General features: G+C 65.5%; 16 protein-coding genes. 10 read left to right on the top strand and 6 right to left on the bottom strand.

The features are described 5' to 3' along the window. Positions 1-53 precede the first annotated feature (53 nt). On the bottom strand, positions 54-1451 hold the full coding sequence (gene argH / locus GTP77_RS14060) for an argininosuccinate lyase (protein WP_161072785.1): 1398 nt from the start codon (positions 1449-1451) through the stop codon (positions 54-56). A 143-nt stretch (positions 1452-1594) separates the two neighbouring features. Here argH and GTP77_RS30635 point away from each other — a divergent pair, with 143 nt between their 5' ends. Together GTP77_RS30635 and GTP77_RS30630 are read left to right on the top strand one after the other, a co-directional pair. Further along, the gene (locus GTP77_RS30635) at positions 1595-2203 is read left to right on the top strand and encodes a hypothetical protein (protein WP_228893849.1); all 609 of its coding nucleotides are present in this window, start codon (positions 1595-1597) and stop codon (positions 2201-2203) included. Then, on the top strand, positions 2200-2619 hold the full coding sequence (locus tag GTP77_RS30630) for a GNAT family N-acetyltransferase (RefSeq protein WP_228893848.1): 420 nt from the start codon (positions 2200-2202) through the stop codon (positions 2617-2619). The genes GTP77_RS30635 and GTP77_RS30630 overlap by 4 nt, the downstream gene beginning before the upstream one ends. Positions 2620-2726: 107 nt before the next feature. Here GTP77_RS30630 and GTP77_RS14045 read toward each other — a convergent pair whose 3' ends face one another. After that, positions 2727-4112, bottom strand: a complete 1386-nt coding sequence (locus GTP77_RS14045) for a YfcC family protein (protein WP_161072784.1) — start codon at positions 4110-4112, stop codon at positions 2727-2729. A gap of 16 nt (positions 4113-4128) precedes the next feature. After that, complete coding sequence (locus tag GTP77_RS14040; RefSeq protein WP_161072783.1) at positions 4129-5259, bottom strand: succinylglutamate desuccinylase/aspartoacylase family protein; 1131 nt, start codon at positions 5257-5259, stop codon at positions 4129-4131. A 191-nt stretch (positions 5260-5450) separates the two neighbouring features. Here GTP77_RS14040 and GTP77_RS14035 point away from each other — a divergent pair, with 191 nt between their 5' ends. The 3 genes from GTP77_RS14035 to GTP77_RS14025 all read left to right on the top strand — a co-directional run bounded on the left by GTP77_RS14035 (position 5451) and on the right by GTP77_RS14025 (position 8713). After that, positions 5451-6623 (top strand): cyanophycinase, encoded by a 1173-nt coding sequence (locus GTP77_RS14035; RefSeq protein ID WP_228896777.1) that lies wholly within the window; start codon positions 5451-5453, stop codon positions 6621-6623. Between the two features lie 55 nt (positions 6624-6678). Then, on the top strand, positions 6679-8097 hold the full coding sequence (locus tag GTP77_RS14030; protein ID WP_161072781.1) for an IgA Peptidase M64: 1419 nt from the start codon (positions 6679-6681) through the stop codon (positions 8095-8097). 139 nt (positions 8098-8236) lie between these two features. Further along, entirely contained in the window at positions 8237-8713 is a 477-nt protein-coding gene (locus tag GTP77_RS14025; RefSeq protein ID WP_161072780.1) for a hypothetical protein, read from the top strand. Between the two features lie 69 nt (positions 8714-8782). Here the strand turns inward: GTP77_RS14025 and parC are convergent, their stop codons facing one another. Together parC and GTP77_RS14015 are read right to left on the bottom strand one after the other, a co-directional pair. After that, complete coding sequence (gene parC / locus GTP77_RS14020; protein ID WP_229202190.1) at positions 8783-11275, bottom strand: DNA topoisomerase IV subunit A; 2493 nt, start codon at positions 11273-11275, stop codon at positions 8783-8785. 20 nt (positions 11276-11295) lie between these two features. Next, positions 11296-13293 (bottom strand): DNA topoisomerase IV subunit B, encoded by a 1998-nt coding sequence (locus tag GTP77_RS14015; RefSeq protein WP_161072779.1) that lies wholly within the window; start codon positions 13291-13293, stop codon positions 11296-11298. Between the two features lie 245 nt (positions 13294-13538). On the opposite strand from GTP77_RS14015, the gene GTP77_RS14010 reads away from it, so the two are divergent. Together GTP77_RS14010 and GTP77_RS14005 are read left to right on the top strand one after the other, a co-directional pair. Further along, entirely contained in the window at positions 13539-14420 is an 882-nt protein-coding gene (locus GTP77_RS14010; RefSeq protein ID WP_161072778.1) for a response regulator, read from the top strand. A gap of 107 nt (positions 14421-14527) precedes the next feature. After that, positions 14528-15283, top strand: a complete 756-nt coding sequence (locus GTP77_RS14005) for a TorF family putative porin (protein WP_161072777.1) — start codon at positions 14528-14530, stop codon at positions 15281-15283. Positions 15284-15298: 15 nt separating this feature from the next. Here GTP77_RS14005 and GTP77_RS14000 read toward each other — a convergent pair whose 3' ends face one another. Further along, the gene (locus tag GTP77_RS14000; protein WP_161072776.1) at positions 15299-16012 is read right to left on the bottom strand and encodes a PA4824 family protein; all 714 of its coding nucleotides are present in this window, start codon (positions 16010-16012) and stop codon (positions 15299-15301) included. Between the two features lie 254 nt (positions 16013-16266). On the opposite strand from GTP77_RS14000, the gene GTP77_RS13995 reads away from it, so the two are divergent. Genes GTP77_RS13995 through kdpB form a run of 3 tightly spaced genes read left to right on the top strand, consistent with a single transcriptional unit; the run spans position 16267 to position 20307 of the window. Continuing rightward, complete coding sequence (locus GTP77_RS13995; RefSeq protein ID WP_161072775.1) at positions 16267-16356, top strand: potassium-transporting ATPase subunit F; 90 nt, start codon at positions 16267-16269, stop codon at positions 16354-16356. Next, entirely contained in the window at positions 16356-18170 is a 1815-nt protein-coding gene (gene kdpA / locus GTP77_RS13990; RefSeq protein WP_161072774.1) for a potassium-transporting ATPase subunit KdpA, read from the top strand. The genes GTP77_RS13995 and kdpA overlap by 1 nt, the downstream gene beginning before the upstream one ends. A 40-nt stretch (positions 18171-18210) precedes the next feature. Continuing rightward, a complete protein-coding gene (gene kdpB / locus GTP77_RS13985) occupies positions 18211-20307 on the top strand; it encodes a potassium-transporting ATPase subunit KdpB (RefSeq protein ID WP_161072863.1) in 2097 nt (698 codons plus the stop codon). Positions 20308-20309: the final 2 nt, after the last annotated feature.

Here is a 20309-nt window from a genome sequence, read left to right as displayed (position 1 = left end):
GATGCTCTGCGTAGGGCGGGTTAGGCGAAGCCGTAACCCGCCAATGCTGGCGCTTAGTTGCCCAGCTGTCCGCGCACGCGGGCGATGGCTGCGCGCACCTGGTTCGGCGCGGTGCCGCCCACGTGGTCGCGCGCGGCCACGGAGCCTTCCAGGGTCAGCACCTGGAAGATGTCCTGCTCGATCAGCTTGGAGAACGCTTGCAGCTGCTCCAGCGACATCTCGGACAGGTCGATGCCCAGGTCCACGCAGGCGCGCACCGCGTGCGCCACGGCTTCGTGCGCGTCGCGGAAAGGCAGGCCTTTCTTCACCAGGTAGTCGGCCAGGTCGGTGGCGGTGGCGTAGCCCTGCAGGGCCGCCGCGCGCATCGCTTCCGGCTTGACGGTGATGCCGCCGGCCATGTCGGCGAAGATGCGCAGCGTGTCCATCAGCGTGTCCACGGTGTCGAACAGCGGTTCCTTGTCTTCCTGGTTGTCCTTGTTGTAGGCCAGCGGCTGGCCTTTCATCAGGGTCAACAGGCCCATCAGGTGGCCGTACACGCGACCGGTCTTGCCGCGCGCCAGTTCCGGCACGTCCGGGTTTTTCTTCTGCGGCATGATGGACGAGCCGGTGCAGAAACGGTCGGCGATGTCGATAAAGCCCACGCGCGGGCTCATCCAGATGATCAGCTCTTCCGACATGCGCGACACGTGCGTCATGATCAGCGAGGCCGCCGCCGTGAATTCAATCGCGAAGTCGCGGTCCGACACGGCGTCCAGCGAGTTGTGGCACACGTCGTCGAAGCCCAGCGTTTTCGCCACTTGCAGGCGGTCGATGGGGAAGGTGGTGCCGGCCAGCGCGGCGGCGCCCAGCGGCAGGCGGTTCACGCGCTTGCGGCAGTCGGCCATGCGCTCGGCGTCGCGGCCGAACATTTCAACGTAGGCCAGCATGTGGTGGCCGAAGGTGATCGGCTGCGCCACCTGCATGTGGGTGAAGCCGGGCAGGATGGTGTCGGTGTGCTGTTCGGCCAGGTCGGTCAGGGCGCCGCGCAGCTGGTTCAGCAGGCCGGTCACGTCGTCGATGGCGGAGCGCACGTACAGGCGGATGTCGGTGGCCACCTGGTCGTTGCGGGAACGGCCGGTGTGCAGGCGCTTGCCCGCGTCGCCTACCAGCTCGGTCAGGCGTTTCTCGATGTTCAGGTGGACGTCTTCCAGGTCCAGCAGCCATTCGAACTGGCCGGCTTCGATTTCCTGGCTGATTTGCGCCATGCCGCGCTGGATGTCGGCCAGGTCGGCCGCGCTGATGATCTTCTGGGCAGCCAGCATGCCGGCGTGCGCCAGCGAGCCCTGGATGTCGGCCTTGGCCAGGCGGTTGTCAAAAAATACAGAAGCGGTATAGCGCTTGACGAGGTCGGAAACTGGTTCGGAGAAGCGGGCGGACCAGGCTTCGCCCTTCTTGGAGAATTGATCAGTCATGATTTTTTTGAGAGGGTGGGCGTGCGGATTTGCGACGATTATAAACAAGGTTGGGCCATCCCACCGATTCCGGGCTTCCACGGGCGTGACAGGCGGGCCGAAATCGCCGATCATGGCGGCATGAAGAATGGGGAGAACAGAACATGAAACAGCCAGCCAAAGCCAGCTTGTTGTGCGTTTTAATGGCGGGCGCGCTGTCCTGCGCGGCCGCCTCGGCCGGGGAGGCCACCGCAGCCGCCGCTCCAGCCGCAGCCACTTCCGCCGCAGCAGCGGCCGACGACGGCGCCGCCCAGGCGATCGCCCCCGAACTGAAGACGCTGGACGGCATGCTGTCCGCGCTGTACGGCACCATTTCCGGCGCCGCCGGCGCGCCGCGCGACTGGGAGCGCCTGCGCAGCCTGTTCGCTCCCGAAGGCCGCATGGTGGTGCACGGCGTGAACAAGAGCGGCGAGATCACCACCCGCGTGCTCACGGTCTCCGACTACATCTCGCGCGTGACGCCGGTATTCGCCAAGGAAGGCTTTTACGAAACGGAGCTGGCGCGCACGACCGAGGCCTTCGGCCAGATCGCCCACATATTCAGCACCTACGAATCGCGCCACGCGCCGGACGAGGCCAAGCCTTTCCAGCGCGGCATGAACAGCATCCAGCTGGTCAACGACGGCCAGCGCTGGTGGATACAGTCGTTGGTGTGGCAGGCCGAAACGGACAAGAACCCGCTCCCCGAGCGCTACTTGAAGGGCAAGCATTGATTATCAGCACGGACAAGGCGGCGCTCGACATCGCGCTGATACATGGATTCCTGAGCGAGCGCTCCACCTGGGCCGTGGGCATGCCGCTGGCGCTGCTGGAAAAGGCGATCGCCAATTCGCTGTGCTTCGGCGGCTATGAAGACGGCAAGCAGATCGCCTTTGCCCGCGTGATTACGGACGGCGCCACCTTCGCCAACCTGGTGGATGTGTTCGTGCTGCCGGAGCACCGTGGGCTGGGCCACAGCAAGCGCCTGGTGGCGGCCGTCATGGCGCATCCCGAGCTGCAGGGGCTGCGGCGCTTCAGTCTCGCCACCAGCGATGCGCACGGCCTGTATGCCAAATTCGGCTTCGCGCCCCCGCGGCGTCCGCAGACGCTGATGGAGCGCTACGTTCCGGACGTCTATCTGCAGCGTTGAGCCCCGGGCGGCTCCGGCGGGTTACGCACTGCGTGCTAACCCGCCCTACGGTGTAAGGGTTGCTTCCGAACGGGTAGGGCGGGTTGGGCGCAGCCGTAACCCGCCAATTATTGCCAATGCATCAGGCAGGGCGGAATCAGCAGCAGCAGCGCCATCACCGCGTAGATCAGCTGCAGCGGCACCATCCACTTGGCCCAGGTAATCCAGGGCACGCGGGCCAGGGCCAGCACGCCCACGGTGATGCCGGAGGTCGGGATCATGGGCGTGGTCAGCTCGCCGAACTGGAAGGCCAGCACCGCCGTCTGGCGCGTGACGCCCACCAGGTCCGCCAGCGGCGCCATGATGGGCATGGTCAGCGATGCCTGGCCGGTGCCGGAGTGGATGAAGAAGTTGATCACGGTCTGGATGCCGAACATCTTCTGCGCCGCGAACACGGGGCTGGACGACTGCACCAGCGGCAGCAGCCCATGCAGCATGGTGTCGATGATGTTGGCGTCGCGCGCCAAAATCATGGTGCCGCGCGCCAGCGCGATCACCAGTGCCGTGCCCACCAGGTCTTTCGCGCCCTGGATGAAGGCGCCCACCAGCTCGTCCGAATCAAGCCCGCCTATCAGGCCGATCACGATGCCCATCACCATGAACAGCGCGGCGATCTGCTCGATATACCAGTCGAACTTCACCACGCCCACCACCATGCCCAGCAGCGAGGCGGCGAAAATCGCCAGCACCACCTTGTGCTTGAGCGTCATGCCCTCGAAGCTGCTCAGGTCCAGGTGGCTTTCCTTGCGCTTGGCCTGGTCCAGCACATAGGTCGGGCTCAGCTCCGGATTGCGCTTGATGCGCGCCGCGTACCACATCATGAAGGCGGCGGTGATGGCGGTGGCCACCACCCAGCAGATCAGGCGGTAGCTCATGCCGGAGAACACCGGTATGCCGGCGATGCCCTGCGCGATGCCGACGTTGAAGGGATTCAGGAAGGCCGCGCCAAAGCCCACCTGCGAGCCGAGGAAGGGGATGGATACGCCGGTGATGGTGTCGTAGCCCAGCGCGAGCGCCAGCGGCACGAAGATGAGAATAAACGGGATGGCCTCCTCGTTCATGCCGAAGGTGGCCCCGCCCAGCGAGAACAGCGTGATGAACACCGGGATCAGCGCCGCGCGCACGAAGGAGGAATGCGTGTAGGCCTTGGCGATGGACTTGATCATCGCGTCGATGGCCTCGGTCTTGTGCAGCACCTGGAACGTGCCGCCCACAATCAGGATGAAGCCGATGATCAGGCCCGCTTCCGCGAAACCCTTGATGGGCGCCATCATCAGCGCCGCAAAGCCCTGCGGCTTGCTGTCTATGTAGTGGAAGGTGGCCGGATTGATCAGCTGCTTGCCGTTGACCAGGTGGGTGTCGTACTTGCCGCCGGGGATAAGCCAGGTGGCCAGGGCGATCAGCGCCAGGATGGCGAAGACCAGGACGTAGGTATTGGGGATGCGCAGTTTCATGTGGGCCTTGAAAGGGTTACTGGCTGAGCAGGTCGCCGGAACGGAACGCCTGCGCGCCCGCGATTTTTCCGATGTTCCAGCCGCGCAGCACATGGCGGTGCGCGGTGCGCGCAAACAGCACGCCGTCCACCGTGCAGCACACCGTGGTGACGGCGCCGCTGGCCGCGTCGATCACGTCCGCCACCGCGTCGCCCGCCTTGAGCTTCTCGCCCATCTCGCGCTTGTACACCAGCACCCCCGCATGCGGCGCCAGGATGGGTTCCACGCCTTCCAGCGGCGTGGCCTCGCACAGCGGCGCGGGCAGCTCGCCCACTTCCGCATCGAGCACGCCGGCGTGGGCCAGGAAGCGCGCCAGCGCGTCCGCGTCCTGCTCCGCCAGCTCGTAGCTCACGTCCATTTCGCCGCGCAGCTCCACGGTGGTGGACAGGCAGGCGGGCGGAATCGGGAATGCGTCGCCGAAGTGCGCTTGCAAGTCCCACCACAAACGGCTGCAGGCCTCGTCGAAGGGCTCGCCGCCCGCCGCCAGGGCCAGCAGCACCGCGTGCGCGCCCATCAGGCGTGCCAGCGGCGCAATCGCGTCCGCCAGCGGCGTGCCGGCGTAGATGTGCAGCACGGCCTCGTTGTCGCAATGCAGATCGAGCACGATATCGGCGTCAATCGCCATCTCCAGCAGCAGTTTTTTGTGCGCCTCGCCGTCGGACTTGGGCTGCCAGGCCGCCACCGATGCCAGCGCGTGCTGGCGGATGGTGCGCACATTGGCGTCCGCGTCCGGCCCCAGCAAGCCCGCCAGCGAGGTTTTCAGCTCCTCCGCCACATGCTTGTAGGCGCGGTTGAAATTCACGCCGGTGGTCAGGTCGAAACGGCCGAAGGGCGCGCCGTGGATGGCCTGCGACAGGCCGATGGGATTGGCCGCCGGCACCAGGATGATCTCGCCCCGCACCTTGCCCGCCGCGTCCAGCGCCTCCAGCCGCTTGCGCAGGAATTGCGCCACCAGCATGCCGGGCACTTCGTCCGCGTGCAGCGCGGCCTGGATATAGACCTTCTTGCCCGCGCCGGGCGTGCCATAGCGGTAGCTGGTCAGTTCGAACTGGGCGCTGCTGTGGGGGGCTGAAATGGGGTGCTTGATGGTGTGGTTAGCGGTTCGCATGGCGGTGGCCCGATCGATAAGGTATCGGGGGATTATGCTCATTTGATGTATATTTGCAAGCAAGAGGTACCGGTGCCGGTGCTTCTCCACGCAATTTCTCGCAAAACGGACCGGATATGGGTGTACTCAAGACTTTGATTCATAGCGTAGGCCGCTTTTCCCTGCTCTGGTACGCCATCTTCGGCGCCCCGATGCACGCCCATGCGGCCGAGCCGGCGCAGCCCAAGGGTTCGCTCGTCATCATCGGCGGCGGCCTGCGCGGCGACAATGCCGACATCTGGCAGCGCATCGTGCAGCTGGCCGGCGGCAAGGGCGCTCGCATCGCGGTATTTCCTTCGGCCGCAGGCACGCCGGAGCGTTCCGGCCAGGCCATCATCGGCTATTTGAAACGCTACGGCGCCGACCCCTTCCTGGTGCCCATCGCCGTCAAGCTGGCCAATAGCGACTACCGCAAGGCGGCCGACGACATGACCCTGGCCGACCGCGTGCGGCGCGCCGACGGCGTGTACTTCGCCGGCGGCGACCAGGGCCGCATCACGCAGGCACTGGTGCGCGCGGACGGCACCCGCACGGCGGCGCTGGACGCGATCTGGGACATCTACCGGCGCGGCGGCGTCATCGCCGGCACCAGCGCCGGCGCGGCCATCATGAGCAGCACCATGTTCTACGACGCGCGCCGCGTGCTCGCCACGCTGCAGGAGGGCGTGGCCGACGGCAAGGACATCGCGCCCGGCCTGGGCTTCATCGGCGACGACATCTTCGTCGACCAGCACCTGCTGATACGCGGCCGCTTCGCGCGCATGATCCCGGCCATGCTCAAGAAGGGCTACCAGCTCGGCCTGGGCATCGACGAGAACAGCGCCATGGTGGTCAACGCCAAGCGCGAAGTGGAGATCATCGGCTACCGAGGCGCCATGCTGCTGGACCTGTCGCACGCCACCATGGATTCCGAATCGAGCGCCTTCAACGTCAGCAACATCCTGATCAGCTACCTGGACAGGGGCGACAAGTTCAACATCGCCACCCAGACCTTCACGCCGGCGCCGGACAAGGCCGACGGGCGGCTGGACAACACGCGGCCGGTGCGGCGCGGCGCGGTGTTCAGCAACGACATCCTGGGCAACAGCGCCGTGGTGGACCTGATGGAAAAGCTGATCGACAGCGACCAGCAGGACGCCATCGGCATCGCCAGCGGCGACCCGCGCGGCACGGCGCCGGAGATCGGCTTCGAGTTCCGCTTCTCCAAGACGCCGGAAAGCACGGGCTACCTGTCGTCGGTGGTGGAAGCGTATTCCATCCTCAACCTGCGGCTCGACATCCGGCCCATAGAAGTGCAACGTCCGCTGTACAAATACAAGAACTAAATTTGGCGTGGGCTGCCTTAGAATACCGGCACACAACCCGGTACAAGGACCAGCCATGACCCTCACCACCAAGGCCCGCGCCGCATTGCTCGGCGCGGCGCTCCTGCTCTCATCCGCCGCGTTCGCAGCGCCCCCCGCCACCGTGCGGCTGGACTATCTCCACACGGGCAACGCCCTGAACGAGCAGTACGCCATGGACCGCGTGGTGATCGAGCCGCTGCCGTGGGCCGGCAAGCTCTCGCGCAACCTGGACGACACCGACCGGGGCGTGAACCGCGTGGAAGTGGTGGACGCCAAGACCGGCGACCTGCTGTATTCGCGCGGCTTCTCCACCATCTTCGGCGAATGGCGCAGCACCGAGGAAGCGCAGAAGACCAGCCGGGGCTTCCAGGAATCCGTGCGTTTCCCCAAGCCGGACCGCCCGGTGAAAGTGCGCATCCTCAAGCGCGACGAGCGCAACGCCTTCTCCGTGGTGTGGAGCGTGGAAGTGGACACCGACGCGCAGGACGTGGTGCGCAAGCAGGAGCCCGCGCCCGCCAAGCCGATCCCCATCCGCGTCAGCGGCCCGTCGCCGGACAAGGTGGACCTGCTGATACTGGGCGACGGCTACAACAAGGCCGACATGGCCAAGTTCGAAGCCACCGCGCGCCGCCTGGCGGACTACCTGTTCAGCGTATCGCCGTTCAAGGAGCGCGCCAGGGACTTCAATGTGTGGGGCCTGGCCGTGCCGACCCAGGAGTCCGGCGTATCGCGTCCCTCCACCGGCGTTCACCACGCCTCGCCGCTGGGCACCCGCTACGATATCTTCGGCAGCGAGCGCTATGTGCTGGCGCTGGACAACCGCGCCCTGCGCGACATCGCCCAGCACGCGCCATATGAATTCATCGAAATCCTGGTCAACAACGACACCTACGGCGGCGGCGGCATCTACGGCCAGTTCAGCACTGCGGCGGCCAATAGCGACTGGGCCAACTACCTGTTCGTGCACGAATTCGGCCACCACTTCGCCGGCCTGGCGGACGAGTACTACACCTCGCCGGTGGCCTACCAGTCCACAGGCGAGCGGGTGGAGCCGTGGGAGCCCAACGCCACGGCGCTGCGCGACCCGGCCAAGCTCAAATGGAAGCACCTGGTGAACGCCGCCACGCCGCTGCCCACGCCGTGGCCCAAGGCCGAATACGAAGCGCATTCGCGCGAATACCAGAAGACGCGCGCCGCGCTGCGCAAGGCCATCCGTCCCGAGTCCGAAATGAGCGCGCTGTTCAAGGAAGACCTGGCCTACACCAGCAAGCTGTTCTCGGCCGCGCCGCACAAGCACGAAGTGGGCGCCTTCGAAGGCGCCAACTACGAGGCCACCGGCTACTACCGCCCGGCGCAGCAATGCCTGATGTTCGACCGCAGCGAGAAGTTCTGCGCCGTGTGCAGCGAAGCGGTCAGCGCCACGATAGACCTGTACTCGCGCGACTCGCGCTGAAAGCAGCGCTAAAACGTTTGGTAACGATTGATACAACTACTGAGTGCGCTAGCGTACAGATGGGCAGGGCGTGTGGGCATATTCTGGATCCGTGACAAGAAATATGCACATCCCAGAAAACAACTGAAAGGTCCATACCATGAATAAGCTGATTGCCACCCTGATCGCAGGTCTGTTCGCTAGCGCCGCCATGGCGCAAACCCCAGCCCCGGCCGCCGACGTTGCCAAGGCCCAGGCCAAGGCTGAAAAAACGGTTGCCAAAGCAGAAGCCAAGGAAATGAAAAAAGACGCTGCGGCCGACCAGGATGTAGCCAAAGCCCAGGCCAAGGCTGACGAAAAAGTCGCCAAGGCGCACGCCAAGGCCGAGAAGACCCATATGAAGGGCGAAGAAAAGGTCGCCAAGGCCGACCCTGAAGACAAGGTGAAAGCCGAAGCCAAGGCCGACAAGAAAATGGCCGCCGCCAACGCCAACGTCGACAAGACTACCGCCAAGGCCGACGCCAAGGTAGCGAAAGAAAAAGCCGAAGCGATGGAAGACAAAGCCATCGCCGCCGCCAAGACCAACGAGGTGAAAGCGAAAGCCGCCGCCGACGTCAAGGCAGCTACCGTCAAATAAGCGTCCGTCAATGAATTGAGCCGCATTCGGGGGAGACCCCGAATGCGGCTCAATGCGTTTTGCAGCAGCTTATTTCGGCGCCAGCGAGGATGCCTTGATGCGCTGGATCAGCTCTTTGCCTTTGCGGGCGCGCTTGCCGAAGTGCGGCGCCAGCACGTTGCCGGACATTTCCAGCTCGCGCGGCTTGGCCGCCATGGTGCCGTGCACGATCACGCCTTTCTGGCTGATGGCGGCCGCCGACAGCAGTGTCTCTTTCGGATCGAGCTCCATCAGGATCACGCCGCGTCCGCCGTTGGTCAGCGTTTTCATTTCGGCCATGCCGAACACCAGCAGGCGGCCTTTTTCCGACAGCGCGGCCACGGCGCTGGCGTCTTCCGCCACCACCGACGGCGGCAGCACCAGGTCGCCTTCGTCCAGCGTGATAAAGGACTTGCCGCCCTTCAGGCGGCTGACCATGTCGCCGGCCTTGGCGATAAAGCCGAAGCCCGCGCTGGACGACAGCAGTAGCTGGGTGCTGGCCGGACCGGTGAAGTAGTGCTTGATGCGGGCACCGCTAGACAGGTCGACAAGGGTGGTGATCGGCACGCCGTCGCCGCGCGCGTTCGGCAGCGCGGCCACCGGCACCGAGTACACCTTGCCGTTGTCGCCGAAGCCGAGCAGGGTGTCCACGGTGCGGCATTCAAAGGCGTCGTGCAGCGAGTCGCCCACCTTGAAGGTGAACTGGGTCTTGTCGTGGCCTATGCCGGTGCGGGCGCGTATCCAGCCTTTTTCCGAGATGATGACGGTGACCGGTTCGTCCACCACCTTCTGCTCGGCCACGGCTTTCTGCGCTTCTTCGATCAGTGTGCGGCGCGCGTCGCCGTAGGCTTTGGCGTCGGACTCGATTTCGCGGATGATCAGGCGCTTCATCGACGAAGGGTTTTCCAGCAGGTCCATCAGGGTTTGCTTGTCCTTGCGCAGTTCGGCCAGTTCCTGCTGGATCTTGATCGCTTCCAGGCGCGCCAGCTGGCGCAGGCGGAGCTCAAGGATGTCTTCGGCCTGGCGGTCGGACAGCCTGAAACGCTCGATCAGCGCCGCCTTCGGCTCGTCCGAATTGCGGATGATGTGGATGACTTCATCTATATTCAGCAGGACGGTCTCGCGGCCTTCCATGATATGGATGCGGTCGTCCACCTTCTTCAGCTTGAACTGCGTGCGGCGGGTGACGGTCTCGAAGCGGAAGCCGATCCATTCGCTGATGATGTCGCCGATGCCTTTCTGGCGCGGGCGGCCGTCGCTGCCTATCATCACCAGGTTGATCGAGGCGGACGATTCGAGCGAGGTGTGCGCCAGCAGCATCAGCATGAACTCGGTCTGGTCCTGGTTCTTGGACTTCGGTTCGAACACCAGGCGCACCGGCGCGGCGCGGCCCGATTCGTCGCGGATGGTGTCGAGCGAGCCGAGGATGAGCTGTTTCAGCGCCAGCTGGTCGGCCGACAGCGCCTTCTTGCCCAGCTTGACCTTGGGGTTGGTCAGTTCTTCGATCTCCTCCAGCACCTTCTGCGAGGAGGTGCCCGGCGGCAGTTCGGTGACCACGGCCTGCCACTGGCCGCGCGCCAGTTCTTCTATCTTCCAGCGCGCGCGCACTTTCATGCTGCCGCGCCCGGAGGCGTACATGTCGCGGATCTGCGAAGGCGGGGTGATGATCTGGCCGCCGCCCGGGAAGTCCGGACCCGGCACGAGCGCCATCAGTTCGTCGTGGCTGATCTTGGGGTTGCGTATCATGGCCACGGCGGCCTGCGCCACCTCGGTCAGATTGTGCGACGGGATTTCGGTGGCCAGGCCCACGGCGATGCCGGAGGCGCCGTTCAGCAGCACCATGGGCAGGCGCGCCGGCAGCAGGCTCGGTTCTTCGGACGAGCCGTCGTAGTTGGGCTGGAAGTCCACCGTACCCTGGTCGATTTCGTCGAGCAGCAGGCGCGAGATGGGCGTCAAACGGGCTTCGGTGTAGCGCATCGCGGCGGCGCCGTCGCCGTCGCGCGAGCCGAAGTTGCCCTGGCCGTCGATCAGCGGGTAGCGCAGCGAGAAGTCCTGCGCCATGCGCACCAGCGCGTCGTACACCGACTGGTCGCCGTGCGGGTGCAATTTACCCAGCACGTCGCCCACCACGGTGGCGGACTTGCGCGGCTTGGCGGTGTGGCCCAGGCCCAGTTCATTCATCGAGTACAGGATGCGGCGCTGCACCGGCTTCTGGCCGTCGCACACGTCCGGCAGGGCGCGGCCCTTGACCACGGAGATGGCGTAGTCGAGGTAGGCGCGCTCGGCGAAGGTGGACAGGATCAGCGTTTCGCCGCCGTCGCCGCCATCGCCATCGTCGCCGTCATCACCACCGTCGCCGCCGTCGCCGCCATTGCCGTCACCGTCGCCGTCGCCGCTTGCGGCGATCACGTCCGCGATGGTTTCAATGGTGTCTGCAGCGCCGTCGGCCGCATCGGTCAGGTCGATTTCGGCGGTGGCGGTGGCCGGGGTGGCGGCCGGTTCCACCGGCGCCGGTTCGTCAAAGAGATTTGCTTGATGAGTCATGTCAGATAACGTGTGCTGTATTAAATGTCGGCTTCGACTTCGTTGCCGTGTTCCTCTATCCATGCGCGGCGGGCGGCGGCTTCGCCTTTACCCATCAGCATGTTGAAGCGCGCGGAGGAGGTGCTGTGGCCGGGACGGCCCACTTTCACCGGCAGCAAACGGCGCGTGTCCGGGTTCATGGTGGTTTCCCACAGCTGCTCGGCGTTCATCTCGCCCAGACCCTTGAAGCGGGAGATGGACCAGCTGCCGTCCTTCAGGCCGTCCTTGCGCAGCTTGTCCTCGATGGCCACCAGCTCGCCGTCGTCCAGCGCGTACAGCTTCTGGATAGGCTTCTTGCCGCGCGCCGGCGCGTCCACGCGGTACAGCGGCGGACGGGCGATGCAGATGTGGCCATGCTTGATCAGCGCCGGGAAGTGGCGGAAGAACAGCGTGAGCAGCAGCACCTGGATGTGCGAGCCGTCCACGTCCGCATCGGAGAGGATGCAGATTTTTCCGTAGCGCAGGCCGGACAGGTCGGGCGAGTCGCCGAAGCCGTGCGGATCGACGCCGATGGCCACCGAGATGTCGTGGATCTCGTTGTTGGCGAACAGGCGGTCCTTGTCGGTCTCCCAGGAGTTGAGCACCTTGCCGCGCAGCGGCAGGATGGCCTGGAATTCCTTGTCGCGGCCCATCTTGGCCGAACCGCCCGCCGAGTCGCCCTCGACCAGGAAGATTTCAGTGCGGGTGACGTCGCTCGATTCGCAGTCGGTCAGCTTGCCCGGCAAAACGGCCACGCCGGACGATTTTTTCTTTTCCACTTTCTGCAGCGAGCGCAGGCGCGACTGGGCCTGCTTGATCACCAGCTCGGCCAGCTTCTTGCCGTATTCAACGTGCTGGTTCAGCCACAGCTCCAGCGGCGGCTTGGCGAAGGTGGACACCAGGCGCACCGCGTCGCGCGAGTTCAGGCGTTCCTTGATCTGGCCCTGGAACTGCGGGTCCAGCACCTTGGCCGACAGCACGAAGGAGACGCGCGCGAACACGTCTTCCGGCAGCAGCTTCACGCCTTTCGGCAGCAGCGAGTGCATCTCGGCGAAGTTCTTCACGGCGCCGAACAGGCCGTCGCGCAGGCCCGATTCGTGGGTGCCGCCGTTCGGCGTGGGGATCAGGTTGACGTAGGATTCGCGCACCACGGCGCCGGTTTCGGTCCATGCCACCACCCAGGCCGCGCCTTCGCCCTCGGCAAAGCCTTCCGTGTCCGGGCCGGCGAACTGCGCGCCTTCGAACAGGGGGATCAGGGTTTCGCCGTCGGAGGTTTGCGCCAGCGCTTCGGTCAGGTAGCCGCGCAGGCCTTCGTCGTATTTCCAGGTCTGGCTGTCGCCGGTCTTGGCGTTGTTCAGCGTGACGGTCACGCCCGGCAGCAGCACGGCCTTGGAGCGCAGCAGGCGCTGCAGCTCAACCTGCGAGATCAGCGAGGAGTCGAAGTATTTGGCGTCCGGCCAGGCGGTGACGCGGGTGCCGGACTTTTTGCCGTCCTTGGGGGCGGGCATGGAGTTCAGCGGCTCCACCACTTCGCCGTGCTCGAACACCAGGTGGTGGAAGCCGTTGCCCTTGTCGTCCTTGCGCCAGACCGAGATCTCCAGGCGCTTGGACAGCGCGTTGGTGACCGACACGCCCACGCCGTGCAGGCCGCCGGAGAAGGCGTAGGCGCCGCCCGAACCCTTGTCGAACTTGCCGCCCGCGTGCAGGCGGGTGAAGACGATTTCCACCGTCGGCACGTTTTCTTCCGGGTGCAGGCCGACCGGGATGCCGCGGCCGTCGTCCTCCACCGTTACGCTGCCGTCGGCATTCTGCGTCACGATAATGTTTTTGCAATGACCGCCCAAGGCCTCATCGGAGGCATTGTCGATCACCTCCTGGATGATGTGCAGGGGGTTTTCCGTGCGGGTGTACATGCCCGGACGCTGCTTGACAGGTTCCAGGCCCTTGAGGACGCGGATGGATGATTCGCTGTAGTCGGAAACTGGATTTTTAGTGGCCATACGTGATCAAGCTAGGTTGTGCGGTTCTCTATTGGTGCGGCAGCTTGCTGCAAAGTGCTGTGATTATATACAGTTATTTTGCTCTGCAAGTGCTTTCTGCGCAACGCCCGCAGGCGCGCTTGCCTGCGCATTCTATCCGCAACCGGCGGCAATGGCGGGAAACTGGACGCCGGAAAGGGTGGGGAGTTGTGGTTAAATAGCTCAATACGTGGGAAAAAGCGGTGCAAATCGTCCATGAGCGAGCCATGAGTGCAGACAAATTTCCGTTCGCGGTGCGCCTGATCGGCTTTGCCGAAGCGCAGGAAGAGGCCCTGGCGGCGGCGCTGAAGCGCGCGCCGCACCACGGCCCGGCGTATTTTTTCCTGCCCGGCGACAGCTTGCAGGAGCCTGACCTGCTGATCGCCAACGGCGCCGAGCTGAAGTCCCTGGCGGTGCTGGCGGCGCTCAATCCCGGCGACGTGCGTCCGGCGCTGCTGCTGGGCGCGCCCCAAGCCGGGCCGGAGCAGGGGGCGGGCCTGCTGACGGCCCTGCCTTATCCCTCCTTGCCCATGCCTTGCGACGACGACAGCCTGCACGCCGAACTGGCCCGCCTGGTGGAGCGCCGCGCCGAAGCGCTGGCCAGGCTGGCTGGCGCGGGCCTGCCGCCGCTGGCGGAACGCCGCGCGCGCGAACGGCTGGATTTCGACCTGACCGACCCGTCCGAGTACGCGGCCATGCGCACCACGGGCCAGGACCGGCGCGGCGCGGTGCTGGTGGTGGACCGCAACGCGCGCTTCAGCCAGCACGTCGCCAAGCTGCTCAAGCCCTGGGCCATTCCGGCGCTATGGGCCTCGGATGAGCCGTCCGCACTGGCCGCCTGCGCCGATGCGCCGCAGATGCTGGCGCCGGTGGCGGTGGTCCTCATCAATACCTCGCTGGCGGAAATCGACCCCTACCTCCTGTGCGCCGCGCTGCGCGAGCAGGCCGGAGCGGATGTGCGCGCGCCGGACGTGGTGCTGCTGGTCTCGCGGGACTACGCCTACGACAGCGCCCGCGCCCGCGCAGCAGGCGCCGCCGGCCTGCTGAACAAGCCGGTGTCCGATCCCACGCTGCGCGCCGCCATCAAGCGGCTGATGCGCATCGCCTGATCCTTACGCGGCGTTTACATCTGCCGCGCCACTTTTTAGACTGTTTTTACGGCCCACCCGATAAGCTGTGCAGCTCCTGTTTTCCGCCACCAAAGAAGGACTGCACCATGAAGAAACTGCTGCTCGCCGCCGCTGCCGCGGCCACCTTGTCTGCGACTTGCGCCGCTGCGCAAGCCGAGGACCAGAAGCCGGACAATGAAACCAGCTTCAACGCCGCCGCCACATCCGACTACCGCTATCGCGGCATCTCGCAGACCCGCCTGAAGCCTGCGCTGCAGGGCGGCGTGGATTACGTCAACAACCCGAGCGGCTTCTACGCCGGCGCCTGGGGCTCAACCATCAAGTGGACCAGGGACGCGGGCGGCGATGGCGGCGTGGAGCTGGACCTGTACGCCGGCAAGCGCGGCCAGCTGGGCGCCGACGTGTCTTACGACGCGGGCGTGCTGGCCTATGTCTACCCGTCCAATGATCTGAAACACGTAGCCGGCTTTGCCAACGCCGACACCACCGAAATCTACGGCCAGCTGGGCTACGGCCCGGCCTACGTGAAGTACTCGCACTCTGTGACCAATCTGTTCGGCTTCGTCGACAGCAAGAACAGCGGCTACCTGGACGTGGGCGCCAATATCGATGCAGGCGGCGGCTACACCGTCAACCTGCACGCGGGCCGCCAGAAGGTGAAGAACGCCAGTCAGGCCGACTATAGCGACTGGAAAATCGGCGCCACCAAGGACTTCGGCGTGCTCACCGGCGCGCTGGCCGTCATCGGCACTAACGCGGGCAAGAGCGCCTACGCCTCGCCCGCCAACGGGAAATTCCTGGGCAAGAGCGCGCTGGTGCTGACGGTCAGCAAAGCGTTCTAAGCCGGGCGGCCTCGCTCAGTCGGCCAGCGAGGCGACCAGCGTCAGGCCGACGGCGAGATAGCGTTCGGCGCCGCGGCGTCCGGCGCGGTCGCCGTAGGCTATGTCGATATCGGCCCGGCCCGGAATCAGGCTGTAGCGCGCGCCCAGCTGCATGTAGCTGCCGGTGCGCTGGCGTCCGTAAGCTTCCGCCGTGAAGGCGGCGCGTTCGCCGGCCGCCAGCTCCAGGCCCAGCGCCCAGCTGCGCTGCAGGCGCGGGCTGGCTGGTTCGGGCTGGCCGCGCAGGCGCAGCCAGCCGACATTCGCGTGCAGCATGGCGCGGTCCCCCGCCAGCTCCACGCTGAGCGGCAGGTTCAGCGACAGGTCACGGTTGCTGTTTGCGCCGGTGCGCCACTGGCCGGCCAGCACCAGGCCCAGTCCCCATCCATCTTCCTGCGGCGCGCGCAGCAGCGTTTTCGCCTGCAGCAGCGACAGCGTATCCCGGCCGCCGCCTGCCAGGCTGCGCGCGCGTCCCGCGCCTGCGCCCAGCTCCCAGCCGCCGCCGAAATTGCAGGCCGGGGCCGTCCAGTATTCGTTCTGAGTCTTGTTGTGCTGTGCCCACATCTCCAGCTGGCACTGGCGCGGATCGAGGATGGCGGCGTCGTCGGCCGCCATGGGGCGGCCCGCCTGCGCTGCGGGAGCGCATAGCATCAGAAGCAGGGTGCTGCGCCATGCCGGCACGTTTTTTTTCATGGAAGCTCCCGGAACGGTTTCAGCATAAGTGCGCCCGGCGCGATTGTCTATTCTGGCGGCCAATTTTTACACCGCGTTTACACCCTGCCCCACAGTCTTTACAACACTTTTAGGTCTCCGCCGATAAGCTGGAAGCATCAAAACAAGACCTGCGAGGGTATCAAAATGGATGTGGTGTTTATCGGCGCAATCGTCGTTTTTCTGCTCGTGAGCTGCGGCTTTGCCGCCGGCTGCGGCGCGCTGGGAGAGCGGAAATGAATAGCTTTTATCTACTCGGCGCGTTGGCGTCGGCCGGCCTGCTGGTCTACCTGGTGGTGGCGCTCCTGAAAGCGGAGGACCTGTGATGACCATGCAATCCTTTATTCTGCTGGCGCTGTTCCTGGCCGTGCTGCTGGCGCTGGCCTGGCCGCTCGGTATCGTCCTGGCGCGCGTGGGCGACGGCGGCCGCATTCCCGGCCTGGGCTGGCTGCTGCGCGTGGAGCAGCTGCTGTACCGCGCCGCCGGCGTGCCGCTCAAGGCCGAAGAGCGCGGCCAGGGCTGGAAAAGCTACGCCATCGCGCTGCTGGTCTTCAACGGCGTGGGTGCGCTCTTCACCTATGGCCTACAGCGCGTGCAAGCCTGGCTGCCGCTCAATCCGCAGGGACTGGCCAACGTCAGCCCGGATTCGTCGTTCAACACCGCCGTCAGTTTCGTCGCCAACACCAACTGGCAAGGCTACAGCGGCGAGCAGACCATGAGCTACCTGGTGCAGATGCTGGCGCTGACCTGCCAGAACTTCTTCTCGGCGGCCACCGGCATGGCCGTGGCCTATGCGCTGATACGCGGCTTCAGCTCGCGCTCGGCCAAGTCCATCGGCAATTTCTGGGTGGATGCCACGCGCTCCACGCTGTATGTGCTGCTGCCCTTGTCGCTGCTGTTCTCCGTGTTCCTGATGGGCCAGGGCGTGATCCAGAACTTCTCGGCCTACAAGGACGTGGCGCTGCTGGACCAGGTCAGCTACACCGTGCCGAAAACCGGCGCCGACGGGCAGCCCGTGCTGGATGCGCAGGGCCAGCCGGTGACGGAGGCCATGACTGCCACTACCCAGACCATCGCCATGGGTCCGGTGGCTTCGCAGGAAGCCATCAAGATGCTGGGCACGAACGGCGGCGGCTTCTTCAACGCCAACTCGGCGCACCCGTATGAAAATCCGACCGCGCTGTCCAACTTCGTGCAGATGCTGGCCATCTTTATCATCCCGGCCGGCCTGTGCTTCGCCTTCGGCCGCATGGTGGGCGACCGCCGCCAGGGTTGGGCCGTGCTGGGCGCCATGACGCTGCTGTTCGTGGCCACCACCGCCGTGGTGCTGGTGGCCGAGCAGCAGGCCCACCCCGCGCTGCAGGCGCTGGGCGTGGACCAGGCCATGAGCGCCGTCCAGTCCGGCGGCAATATGGAAGGCAAGGAAACCCGTTTCGGCATCAGCGCCTCGTCGCTGTTCGCCGCCGTCACCACGGCCGCCTCCTGCGGCGCGGTGAACGCCATGCACGACTCCTTCACGCCCATAGGCGGCATGATCCCCATGCTGCTGATCCAGTTCGGCGAAGTGATCTTCGGCGGCGTGGGCTCCGGCCTGTACGGCATGCTGGTGTTCGCCATCATGGCGGTATTCATCGCCGGCCTGATGATAGGCCGCACGCCGGAATACCTGGGCAAGAAAATCCAGGCCTATGAAATGAAGATGACGTCCATCGCCATCCTGGTGACGCCCATCCTGGTGCTGAGCGGCACCGCCATCGCGGTGATGACGGACGTGGGCAAGGCCGGCATCGCCAACCCCGGCGCGCACGGCTTCTCGGAAATCCTGTATGCCTTCAGCTCGGCCGCCAACAACAATGGCAGCGCGTTTGCCGGCCTGTCCGCCAACACGCCGTTCTACAACACCATGCTGGCCGTGGCCATGTGGTTCGGCCGCTTCGCCGTGATCGTGCCCATCCTGGCCATCGCCGGTTCGCTGGCCGGCAAGCAGCGCCTGGAGGCGAACGCCGGCACCATGCCGACCCACGGCGCCATGTTCATCGGCCTGCTGGTAGGCGTGGTGGTGCTGGTGGGCGTGCTGAACTACGTGCCTGCGCTGGCGCTCGGCCCCGTGGTCGAACACCTGCAACTGTTTAACAAATAAGGAGCATCGCATGTCGCAAGCTAATACATCATCCAAGGACATGGCGCTGCACGCAACGACGCCGGCCCGGCGCCTGAAAATGTTCGACTCCGAACTGCTGCTGCCTGCCATTGCCGATTCGTTCAGGAAGCTGAGCCCGCGCACCCAGTTGCGCAGCCCGGTCATGTTCGTGGTCTACGTCGGCAGCATCATCACCACGCTGCTGTACGTGCAGGCGCTGTTCGGCCAGGGCGAGGCCAGCCCCGGCTTCATCCTGGCCACCACCGTGTGGCTGTGGTTCACCGTGCTGTTCGCGAACTTCGCCGAAGCCATGGCCGAAGGCCGCAGCAAGGCGCAGGCGGCCTCTCTGCGCAGCCTGAAGAAAAGCGTGACGGCCAAGAAGCTGGCTACGCCCAAGCACGGCACCACCTGGCTGCCATGCGATGGCCCCGATCTGCGCAAGGGCAATTACATCCTGGTTGAAGCGGGCGACGTGATCCCCATCGACGGCGAAGTGATCGAGGGCGTGGCCTCGGTGGACGAAAGCGCCATCACCGGCGAATCGGCCCCCGTGATCCGCGAATCGGGCGGCGACTTCTCGGCCGTCACCGGCGGCACCCGCGTGCTGTCGGACTGGCTGGTGGTGAAGGTGAGCGCGAATCCGGGCGAGACCTTCCTGGACCGCATGATCTCCATGGTGGAAGGCGCCAAGCGCCAGAAGACGCCGAACGAGATCGCGCTGACCATCCTGCTGGTGGCGCTGACCATCGTGTTCCTGGTGGTGACCGTGACCCTGCTGCCGTTTTCGCTGTTCTCGGTGGCGGCCGCCGGCAGCGGCGCGCCCATCACCATCACCGTGCTGATCGCGCTGCTGGTCTGCCTGATCCCGACCACCATAGGCGGCCTGCTGTCGGCCATCGGCGTGGCCGGCATGAGCCGCATGATGCAGGCCAATGTGATCGCCACTTCCGGCCGCGCAGTGGAGGCGGCGGGCGACGTGGACGTGCTGCTGCTGGATAAAACCGGCACCATCACGCTGGGCAACCGCCAGGCTTCGGCCTTTATTCCCGCCCCCGGCGTGAGCGAGCAGCAGCTGGCGGACGTGGCGCAACTGGCCTCGCTGGCTGACGAAACGCCGGAAGGGCGCAGCATCGTGGTGCTGGCCAAGCAGAAGTTCAATATCCGCGAGCGCGACATGGCCAGCCTGGACGCGGTGTTTGTGCCCTTCGCCGCCACCACCCGCATGAGCGGCGTGGACCTGCAAGGGCAGGGCGATGTCCGCGCCCTGCGCAAGGGCGCGGCCGATTCGGTGAAGAAGTACGTGGAAGCTATGGGCCAGCCTTATCCGGCGGAAGTGTCGCGCGCCGTGGACGACGTGTCGCGCCGGGGCAGCACGCCGCTGGTGGTGGCGGACGGCGGCCGCGTGATGGGCGTGGTCGAGCTGAAGGACATCGTCAAGGGCGGCATCAAGGAGCGTTTCGCGGAGCTGCGCCGCATGGGCATCAAGACCGTGATGATCACCGGCGACAACAAGCTGACCGCCGCCGCCATCGCCGCCGAGGCGGGTGTGGACGACTTCCTGGCCGAAGCCACGCCGGAGGACAAGCTGAAGCTGATACGCAGCTACCAGTCCGAAGGCCGCCTGGTGGCCATGACCGGCGACGGCACCAACGACGCGCCCGCGCTGGCGCAGGCCGACGTGGCCGTGGCCATGAACTCGGGCACGCAGGCGGCGAAAGAGGCCGGCAATATGGTGGATCTGGATTCGAATCCGACCAAGCTGCTGGAGATCGTCGAAATCGGCAAGCAGATGCTGATGACGCGAGGCTCGTTGACCACGTTCTCGATCTCGAACGACATCGCCAAGTACTTCGCCATTATTCCGGCGGCCTTTGTGGGCACTTACCCGCAGCTGAAGGCGCTCGACATCATGCATCTGGCCAGTCCTTCGTCGGCGATTATGTCGGCGGTGATTTTCAATGCGCTCATCATCATCGCGCTGATCCCGCTGGCGCTGAAGGGCGTGCAATACCGCGCCATCGGCGCCACCGCGCTGCTGCGCCGCAATCTGCTGGTGTACGGCGTGGGCGGCATTTTCCTGCCTTTCGCCGGCATCAAGCTGATCGACATGCTGCTGGCCGCGTTCAACCTTGTTTAAAC

This window comes from Pseudoduganella aquatica (assembly GCF_009857595.1).
GTDB lineage: Bacteria > Pseudomonadota > Gammaproteobacteria > Burkholderiales > Burkholderiaceae_D > Rugamonas > Rugamonas aquatica_A.
The sequence above is the reverse complement of the archived record's forward strand: the minus strand, read 5'-3'. Positions and strand labels throughout refer to the sequence as shown.

Bases quoted from the DNA above. Each gene is read 5' to 3' on its own strand.
- argH (WP_161072785.1), bottom strand. From the start codon at position 1,451: ATGACTGATCAATTCTCCAAGAAGGGCGAAGCCTGGTCCGCCCGCTTC.
- GTP77_RS30635 (WP_228893849.1), top strand. From the start codon at position 1,595: ATGAAACAGCCAGCCAAAGCCAGCTTGTTGTGCGTTTTAATGGCGGGC.
- GTP77_RS14045 (WP_161072784.1), bottom strand. From the start codon at position 4,112: ATGAAACTGCGCATCCCCAATACCTACGTCCTGGTCTTCGCCATCCTG.
- GTP77_RS14040 (WP_161072783.1), bottom strand. From the start codon at position 5,259: ATGCGAACCGCTAACCACACCATCAAGCACCCCATTTCAGCCCCCCAC.
- GTP77_RS14035 (WP_228896777.1), top strand. From the start codon at position 5,451: ATGCACGCCCATGCGGCCGAGCCGGCGCAGCCCAAGGGTTCGCTCGTC.
- GTP77_RS14030 (WP_161072781.1), top strand. From the start codon at position 6,679: ATGACCCTCACCACCAAGGCCCGCGCCGCATTGCTCGGCGCGGCGCTC.
- GTP77_RS14025 (WP_161072780.1), top strand. From the start codon at position 8,237: ATGAATAAGCTGATTGCCACCCTGATCGCAGGTCTGTTCGCTAGCGCC.
- parC (WP_229202190.1), bottom strand. From the start codon at position 11,275: ATGACTCATCAAGCAAATCTCTTTGACGAACCGGCGCCGGTGGAACCG.
- GTP77_RS14015 (WP_161072779.1), bottom strand. From the start codon at position 13,293: ATGGCCACTAAAAATCCAGTTTCCGACTACAGCGAATCATCCATCCGC.
- GTP77_RS14010 (WP_161072778.1), top strand. From the start codon at position 13,539: ATGAGTGCAGACAAATTTCCGTTCGCGGTGCGCCTGATCGGCTTTGCC.
- GTP77_RS14005 (WP_161072777.1), top strand. From the start codon at position 14,528: ATGAAGAAACTGCTGCTCGCCGCCGCTGCCGCGGCCACCTTGTCTGCG.
- GTP77_RS14000 (WP_161072776.1), bottom strand. From the start codon at position 16,012: ATGAAAAAAAACGTGCCGGCATGGCGCAGCACCCTGCTTCTGATGCTA.
- GTP77_RS13995 (WP_161072775.1), top strand. From the start codon at position 16,267: ATGAATAGCTTTTATCTACTCGGCGCGTTGGCGTCGGCCGGCCTGCTG.
- kdpA (WP_161072774.1), top strand. From the start codon at position 16,356: ATGACCATGCAATCCTTTATTCTGCTGGCGCTGTTCCTGGCCGTGCTG.
- kdpB (WP_161072863.1), top strand. From the start codon at position 18,211: ATGGCGCTGCACGCAACGACGCCGGCCCGGCGCCTGAAAATGTTCGAC.